Origin of the sequence: Longimicrobium sp. (genome assembly GCF_036399255.1) — a bacterium.
GTDB lineage: Bacteria > Gemmatimonadota > Gemmatimonadetes > Longimicrobiales > Longimicrobiaceae > Longimicrobium.
This window is the reverse complement of the sequence record NZ_DASWNM010000129.1, coordinates 1-8,791: the sequence shown is the minus strand read 5'-3', so window position 1 is coordinate 8,791 and position 8,791 is coordinate 1. Positions and strand designations below refer to the sequence as shown.

At 74.2% G+C, this 8,791-nt stretch carries 1 protein-coding gene; it reads right to left on the bottom strand.

What is annotated here, in order from left to right; genetic code table 11:
* Positions 1 to 8,791: amino acid adenylation domain-containing protein (locus tag VGC13_RS23500; protein WP_331127743.1), on the bottom strand; the 8,791-nt coding region annotated here is incomplete at both ends.

Genomic DNA, 8,791 nt, shown 5'->3' with positions numbered 1-8,791 from the left:
GACGCCCTTGGGCCGGCCCGTGCTGCCCGAGGTGTAGATGAGATAGGCGAGATTCCGCGCCTCCACCCCGCTCGCGGGGTTCTCCGCTGGGGCGCGGTGGATCGCATCGACATCCCGATCCAGCACCACGACCGAGACGCCGGGCTGGTCGGGGAGGATGCCGCGCAACGCATCCTGCGTCACCAGGACGGGCGCCTCGGCGTCCGCCAGCGTGTTCTCCAGCCGCTCGACCGGATAGTTGGGGTCCAGCGGCACGTACGCGCCGCCGGCCTTGAGCACGGCCAGCATGCTGACCAGCAGGTCCAGCCCGCGCCGCAGGCAGATGCCCACGCGCACCTCCGGCCCCACGCCCAGCGCGCGCAGGTGGTGCGCAAGGCGGTTGGCACGCTCGTTCAGCGCCGCATAGGTCAGCGAATCGTGCTCGTGGATCGCCGCGACGGCGTCGGGCGTGCGCGCGGCCTGCGCCTCGAACAGCTGGTGGATGCAGCGGTCCACCGGGTACGGGGCGTCCGTGCGGTTCCACTCGTCCACCACCCGCGCGCGCTCGGCGGCGTCCACCAGCTCCAGCGCGGAGAGGGGGCGGTCGGCGTCGTCCGCCACCTGCTCCAGCACGCGTGCAAGGTGCCGGAGCATGCGCTCCACCGTCTCGCGCGCCCACAGGTCCGTGCTGTACTCCAGCACGCCACGAAGGCCGCCCGCGCCGTGCTCCAGCACCAGCGACAGGTCGAACTTGGTGGTGGCCGCCTCGCCCTCCAGCGCCTGCATCTCCAGACCCGGAAGGGCGATGGCGCCCTCGGCGGCGTGCAGCGTGAACAGCACCTGGAAGAGGGGCGCGTGGCTCATGCTGCGCTCCGGCGCCAGCGCCTCCACCAGCCGCTCGAAGGGCACCTCCTGGTGCTCGTACGCGCCCAGCGTGGCCGTGCGCACCCGCTGCAGCAGCGCGCGGAAGGCGGGGTCGCCGCCCAGGTCCGTCCGCAGCACCAGCGTGTTGACGAAAAAGCCGATCAGCGCCTCGGTCTCGCCGCGCGTGCGCCCGGCAATGGGGCTGCCGACGACGACGTCCTGGCTTCCCGCGTACTTGCCCAGCAGCACCTGGAAGGCGGCCAGGAGCACCATGTACAGCGTGGCGCCCTCGCGCCGCCCCAGCGCCTCAAGCCGGTGCAGCAGCGCGGGGTCCAGCTCCACCGGCACCTGCGCGCCGCGGTACGACTGCACGGCGGGGCGCGGGTGGTCGGTGGGCAGTTCCAGCAGCGCGGGGGCGCCGGCCAGCTGGTCCTTCCACCACGCCAGCTGGCGGTCCAGCGCCGGGCCCCGCAGGTGGCGCCGCTGCCACACCGCGAAGTCGGCGTACTGCACAGCCAGCGCGGGAAGGGCGGATTCCGCTCCGCCGGCAAAGGCGCCGTACAGCGCGGCCAGCTCGCGGAAGAACACCCCGATGCTCCACCCGTCGCTGACGATGTGGTGCATGCAGAGCAGCAGCACGTGCTCGCCGTCCGCCACCCGCAGCAGCGCCGCGCGGAAGAGCGGGCCGGCGGCCAGGCCGAACGGCCGCGCCGCGTCCTCGGCCGCGCGCCGCCGCACCTCCGCCTCGCGCGCCGCGGGGTCCAGCTCCGACAGGTCCTCCACCGGCAGCGCGAAGCCCGCGAACGGCTGGACGACCTGCGCGGGCGCGCCGTTCACCTGCGGAAAGACGGTGCGCAGCGCCTCGTGGCGGCGCACGACCTCGCCCAGGGCGCGCTCCAGCGCCGCCGCGTCCAGCGCGCCGGTCAGCCGCAGCGCCGCGGGGATGTTGTAGAAGGCGCTGTCGGCCTCGAGCTGGTCCAGGAACCAGAGCCGCTCCTGCGCAAACGAGAGCGGCAGCGGCCCGCCGCGCTCCACCGGGACCACCGGCGGCAGCTGCGGCTGGCCCGCGCGGCGCACCTCCTCCACCCGCAACGCCAGCGCGGCGACGGTGGGCCCTTCGAACAGCGCCCGCAGCGGCAGCTCCACGCCCAGCGTTTCGCGGATGCGCGAAACCACGCGCGTGGCCAGCAGCGAGTGCCCGCCCAGCGCAAAGAAGTCGTCGCGGATGCCGACGCGGCCGATCCGAAGCAGCTCGGCCAGGATGCCGGCCAGCACCTCTTCGCCCGGCGTGCGGGGCGCCGCGTACGCCGACTCGTCCGCCGCGTACTCCGGCGCGGGGAGCGCTCTGCGGTCCAGCTTGCCGTTGGGGGTCAGCGGCAGCGCGTCGAGCGAGACGAACGCGGCCGGCATCATGTAGTCGGGCAGGCCGCGGCGGACGGCGGCGCGGAGCGTGTCCACGTCCGCGTCGCCCACGACGTACGCCACCAGCCGCTTCTCCCCGCCGTCCTCGCGCGGGACGACGGCGCAGTCCGCCGCGCCCGCCTGGCGCAGCACCGCCTCGATCTCGCCGCGCTCGATGCGGAAGCCGCGGATCTTCACCTGCTCGTCCAGGCGGCCCAGGTACTCCAAGAACACAGTGCGTGAGTGCGTCAGTGCGGAAGTGCGGGAGTTCATGACCGCCGGATCCACTTCCGCACTCCCGCACTCACGCACTAACGCACTTTCTTCCCGCCATCGCACGCGGTCGCCGGTGCGGTACAGCCGCGCGCCGGGCGCGGAGGCGAAGGGGTCGGGGACGAAGCGCCCGGCCGTGAGCGCGGGCTGGTTCAGGTAGCCGCGCGCCAGCGCCGCGCCGCCCAGGTACAGTTCGCCGGGGAGCCCCACCGGCACCGGCTCGCCGCGCGTGTCCAGCACGTACGCCGCCCGCCCCGCCAGCGGCCCGCCGATGGGCACCACGGCGCCCGCGTCCGGGCCGGGATGGTCGTCCGGCAGCGTGAACGCGGTCGCGGTGACCACCGCCTCGGTGGGCCCGTAGCCGTTCATCAGCCGCGCGGGGGTCCGCACCCGGTCGCGCCAGCGCCGCACCGTGGCGGAGGGCATGGCGTCGGCGCCGATCAGCATCAGGCGCAGGCCGGGAAGCTCGCTGGCGGGCGCGGCATCCACGATCTCCTGCCAGTACGCCGGCGGCAGGTTGCCCACGGTGATCCCCGCCGCCCGCACCCGCGCCGGCCACTCCTCGGCGGGCCACATCTCGGGCCCGCGCAGCACCACGCACGCGCCGGAGAGCAGGGGGATGAACAGCTGCTCCACCGCCACGTCGAAGCCGAACGAGGCAAAGTGCAGCAGCCGGTCCGCGGCGCCCACCTCCATCCGGCGCGCGAACGACTCCAGGTGCCCCACCGCCGCGCCGTGCTCCACCGCCACGCCCTTGGGACGGCCGGTCGACCCGGAGGTGTAGATGACGTACGCCAGCGCCCGCGGCGGGACCCCGCGCTCCGGGTTTTCCGCGCTCTCCGCCGCGATCTCCGCCCGCGCGGCGTCCACGTCCACCACCTGGACGCTGGCCGATGCGGAGAGCGCGCCGCGCAGCGCCGCCTGCGTCAGCAGGACCGACGCGCCACAGTCGGCCAGCATGTACGACAGCCGCTCGGCGGGGTACGCGGGATCCAGCGGCACGTACGCGCCCCCGGCCTTGAGCACGGCCAGGATGGCGACCACCATCTCGGGCCCGCGCTCCAGGCAGATCCCCACCCGCGTCTCGGGCCCCACGCCGCGCCGGGCCAGGTGGTGCGCCAGGCGGTTGGCCCGCGCGTTCAGCGCGCCGTAGCCGATCTCCTCGTCCTCCGACACCAGCGCCACCGCGCCGGGCGTGCGCGCCGCCTGGGCCTGGAAGCGCTGGTGGATGCACGCGTCGGCGGGATCAGGGACGATGGCGGGATTCCAGTCCTCCACCACCGTCCGGCGCTCCGCGGCGTCCAGCAGGCGCAGACCGGAGATGCGCACGTCCGCATCGTCCGAAACCTGCTCCAGCACGCGCTCCAGGTGCCCCAGCATCCGCCGGACGGTGGCGCGGTCGAACAGCTCCGTGCTGTATCCCAGGACGCCGCGGAAGCCGTCCTCGTCCGCCGCCAGCGCCAGGGTCAGGTCGTACTTGGCGCTGTCCGCCCCGGCCTCCACGGGGCGCGTCCGCAGCCCCGGCAGCCCGCCGCCGCTGCCGTCGGCGTTCTGCAGGATGAACATCACCTGGAAGAGCGGCGCGTGGCTCAGGCTGCGCTCCGGCTGCAGCTCCGCCACCAGCCGCTCGAAGGGCACCTCCTGGTGCTCGTAGGCGCCCAGCGTCACGTCGCGCACGCGCCGCAGCACCTCGCGGAAGCTGGGATCGCCGCCCAGGTCCGTCCGCAGCACCAGCGTGTTGACGAAGAAGCCGATCAGCTCCTCCACTTCCCTGCGGGTCCGCCCCGCGATCGGGGTGCCGACGACGACGTCTTCGCTTCCCGCGTACCTGCCCAGCAGCACCTGGAAGGCACCCAGCAGCACCATGTACAGCGTGGCGCCCTCGCGGCGGCCCAGCGCCTCGAGCCGGTGCAGCAGCGCGGGCGAAAGCGCCACCGGCTCGTGCGCGCCGCGGTAGCTCTGCACGGCGGGGCGCGGGCGGTCCGTCGGCAGCTCCAGCAGCGCGGGTGCGCCGGCCAGCCGCTGCGTCCAGTAGCCGAGCTGGCGGTCCAGCGCCTCGCCGCGCAGGTGCCGGCGCTGCCAGACGGCGTAGTCGGCGTACTGCACCGGCAGCTCCGCCAGCGGCGACGCCGTCCCCGCGACCGCCGCGCCGTACAGGGCGGCAAGCTCGCGGAAGAGCACGCCCATGCTCCACCCGTCGCTGACGATGTGGTGCATGCAGATCAGCAGCACGTGCTCGTCGCTTGCCAGCCGCAGCAGCGACGCGCGGAACAGCGGCCCGGCGGACAGGTCGAACGGCCGCGCGGCGTCCTCGGCCACGCGGCGGAGGACGTCCGCCTCGCGGGCGTCGTCATCCAGCCCCGACAGGTCCTCCACCGGCAGCACGAATCCACCGAACGGGGCGATGACCTGCACCGGGCCGCCGCTCGCCTCGGTGAACGTCGTCCGCAGCGAGTCGTGGCGGCGGACCACCTCGCCCAGCGCCTGCTCCAGCGCCGCCACGTCCAGCGCACCGGACAGGCGGCGCGCGTCGGGAAGGTTGTAGAAGGCGCTCCGGGCCTCCAGCTGGTCCAGGAACCAGAGCCGCTCCTGCGCAAACGACAGCGGCAGCGGCCCCGTGCGCTCCGCGCGGACCACGGGCTGCAGCCGCGGCTGGCTCGCGCGGCGAACCGCCTCCACCCGCTCGGCCAGCTCGGCCACGGTGGGCCCCTCGAACAGCGCGCGCAGCGGCAGCTCTACGCCCAGGGTCTCGCGGATGCGCGAGACCACGCGCGTGGCCAGCAGCGAGTGGCCGCCCAGCTCGAAGAAGCCGGCGCGAATGCCCACGCGCTCCACGCGCAGCAGGTCCGCGAACACGTCCGCCAGCACCTGCTCGGCGGGCGTGCGGGGCGCCACGTACGCATCCCCCGCCGCAAAGGCGGGCGCGGGGAGCGCGCCGCGGTCCAGCTTCCCGTTGGGGGTAAGGGGAAGCGTCTCCATCACCACGAACGCCGCCGGCACCATGTACTCCGGCAGCCCGCGGCGCAGCGACGCACGCAGCGCATCCGCGTCCGCCGCGCCGACCACGTACGCCACCAGCCGCGTCTCGCCTCCGTCCTCGCGCGCCACCACCACGCAGTCCGCCGCGCCGGCCTGCCGCAGCGCCGCCTCGATCTCGCCCAGCTCGATGCGGAAGCCGCGCACCTTTACCTGGTCGTCGAAGCGCCCCAGGTACTGCAGCACGCCGGCGGCCGTCCAGCGCACCTTGTCGCCCGTGCGGTACATCCGCGCGCCCGCTTCCGCCGCGAACGGATCGGGGACGAAGCGCTCCGCCGTCAGCGCGGGGCGGCCCAGGTAGCCGCGCGCCACGCCGGCGCCGCCCAGGTACAGCTCGCCCGGCACGCCCACCGGCACCGGCCGCAGCGCCCCGTCCAGCACGTACGCCCGGGTATTCGCTATCGCCCGGCCGATGTTCGCCTGTCCGCCCGCCTGCCGCAGCGTCCACGTGCTGTACGTGGTGTCTTCCGACGGACCGTACAGATCGTATACATGCCTGATGCCGTCTACCGCGTAGAGCGCATCGACCACTTCCTGCTTCAGCGGCTCGCCGGCCAGGTTCACCGTCCGCACGCCCGCCGGAATCCCGCCGCTCTTCAGCAGCGCGGCGATGGCGGAGGGGACGGTGTTGATCAGCCGCACCTGCTCCCGCGCGGCGGACGCGGGAAGCGCCAGCGCGTTGTCCACAATGACCACTCTTCCGCCACGGCTGAGTGGGACGAAGAGCTCGTAGATGGACAGGTCGAAGCAGATGGAAGTTGAGGCCAGCACGCCATCCAGCTCATCCGCGGAGTACACGCTCCACGCCCAGCCCAGGAGCGCGGCGGCGTTGCGGTGCTCGATGGCGACGCCCTTGGGGACGCCTGTGCTGCCGGAGGTGTAGATCAGATAGGCGAGATTGCGCGGCGACGCTCCGCTGACGGGATTCTCCGCCGGCTCGATGGAGATCGCGTCGCGCGCGGCATCCAGGCGGATCACCTGCACGCCGTCGCGCTCGGGGAGCACGCCGCGCAGCTCGTCCTGCGTCAGGAGGACCGCGACGTCGCTGTCGGCCAGCATGAACGCCAGCCGATCGGCGGGATAAGCGGGATCGAGCCCGACGTAGGTGCCGCCGGCCTTGAGCACGGCGAGGATGGAGACCACCATCTCCAGCCCGCGCTCCAGGCAGATGCCCACGCGGACCTCGGGCCTCACCCCGCGGCGGACCAGGTGGTGCGCCAGCCGGTTCGCGCGCTCGTTCAGCTGCGCGTAGGTGAGCGACGCGTCCTCGTGCACCAGCGCGGTCGCGTCCGGCGTGCGCGCGGCCTGCGCCTCGAACAGCTGGTGGAGGCACGCGTCGGCGGGATACGGGGCGGCGGTGCGGTTCCACTCGCCCAGCACCGCGGCGCGCTCCGCATCCCCCAGCAGCTCCAGGGCGGAAAGGGGCACGTCCGCATCCGCCGAGACCTGCTCCAGCACGCGCTCCAGGTGGCCCAGCATCCGCCGGACGGTGGCGCGGTCGAACAGCTCCGTGCTGTATCCCAGGACGCCGCGGAACCCGCTGGCGTCCGTCTCCAGGGAGAGCGTCAGGTCGTACTTGGCGCTCTCCGTGTCCGTGTCCATGATGCTCGTGCGCAGCCCCGGCAGCTCGACGCCCGCGTCGTCCGCGTTCTGCAGCAGGAACATCACCTGGAACAGCGGCGAGTAGCTCAGGCTGCGCTCCGGCTGCAGCTCCGCCACCAGCCGCTCGAAGGGCACCTCCTGGTGCTCGTACGCGCCCAGCGTCGCCTCACGCACGCGCCGCAGCACCTCGCGGAAGCCGGGATCGCCCGAGAGATCCGTCCGCAGCACCAGCGTGTTGGCGAAGAGGCCGATCAGCTCCTCCACCTCCCGGCGGGTGCGCCCCGCGATCGGGCTGCCGACGACGACGTCTTCGCTCCCCGCGTACTTGCCGAGAAGCACCTGGAAGGCGCCCAGCAGGACCATGTAGAGCGTGGCGCCCTCGCGCCGGCCCAGCGCCTCCAGCCGCTGCAGCAGCGCGGCCGAAAGCCGCACCGGCTCCTGCGCGCCGCGGTACGTCTGTACCGCCGGGCGCGGGCGGTCGGTGGGCAGCTCCAGCAGCGCGGGCGCGCCGGCCAGCTGCCGCGTCCAGTACGCGAGCTGGCGGTCCAGCGCCCTGCCCCGCAGCTGCTGGCGCTGCCACGCGGCGAACTCGGCGTACTGCACCGGCAGCGCGCCCAGCGCCGGCTCGCGCCCGTCGCGGAACGCGGCGTAGAGCGCGGACAATTCCCGCAGCAGCACGCCGATGCTCCACCCGTCGCTGACGATGTGGTGCATGCACAGCAGCAGCACGTGATCGTCGTCCGCCAGCCGCAGCAGCGACGCGCGGAACACCGGCCCGGCGGACAGGTCGAACGGCCGCGCCGCGTCCTCCGCCGCGCGCCGGCGCACCACGGCCTCGCGCGCCGCATCGTCCAGCGCGGACAGGTCCTCCACCGGCAGCGCAAAGCCGGCGAACGGCGCAACCGCCTGCGCGGCGGCCCCGTCCACCTCGTGAAAGGTGGTGCGCAGCGATTCGTGGCGCCGGACGACCTCGCCCAGCGCCCGCCGCAGCGCGGCCGCGTCCAGCGCCCCGCCCAGGCGCAGCGCCAGCGGAAGGTTGTAGGTGGCGCTGCCGCCCTCCATCCGGTCCAGGAACCAGAGCCGCTCCTGCGCAAACGAGAGCGGCAGCGCGCCCGTGCGCTCCACCTGCGCCACGCGCGGCGGCACCGGCGGCTCCGCCCGGCGAATCTCCTCCACCCGCGCCGCCAGGGCCGCCACCGTGGGCGCCTCGAACAGCACGCGCAGCGGCAGCTCGATGCCGAACAGCTCGCGGATGCGCGACGCCACGCGCGTGGCCAGCAGCGAGTGCCCGCCCAGGTCGAAGAAGTTCTCGGCGGCGCCCACCCGCTCCACCCGCAGCACCTCGGCCCAGATCCCCGCCAGCACCTCTTCGGTGGGCGTGCGGGGCGCCACGTACGCGTCCTCCGCCGCCCCGAACGCCGGCGCGGGGAGCGCCCTGCGGTCCAGCTTGCCGTTGGGGGTCAGCGGGAGCGCCTCCATCGCCACGAACGCCGATGGGACCATGTAGTCCGGCAGGCTGCGGCGCAGCGCCGTGCGCAGCGCGTCCGCGTCCGCGCCGCCGACGACGTAGGCCACCAGCCGCTTTTCGCCCGCGTCCTCGCGCGCCACGACCACGCAGTCCGCCACGCCCGCGCGG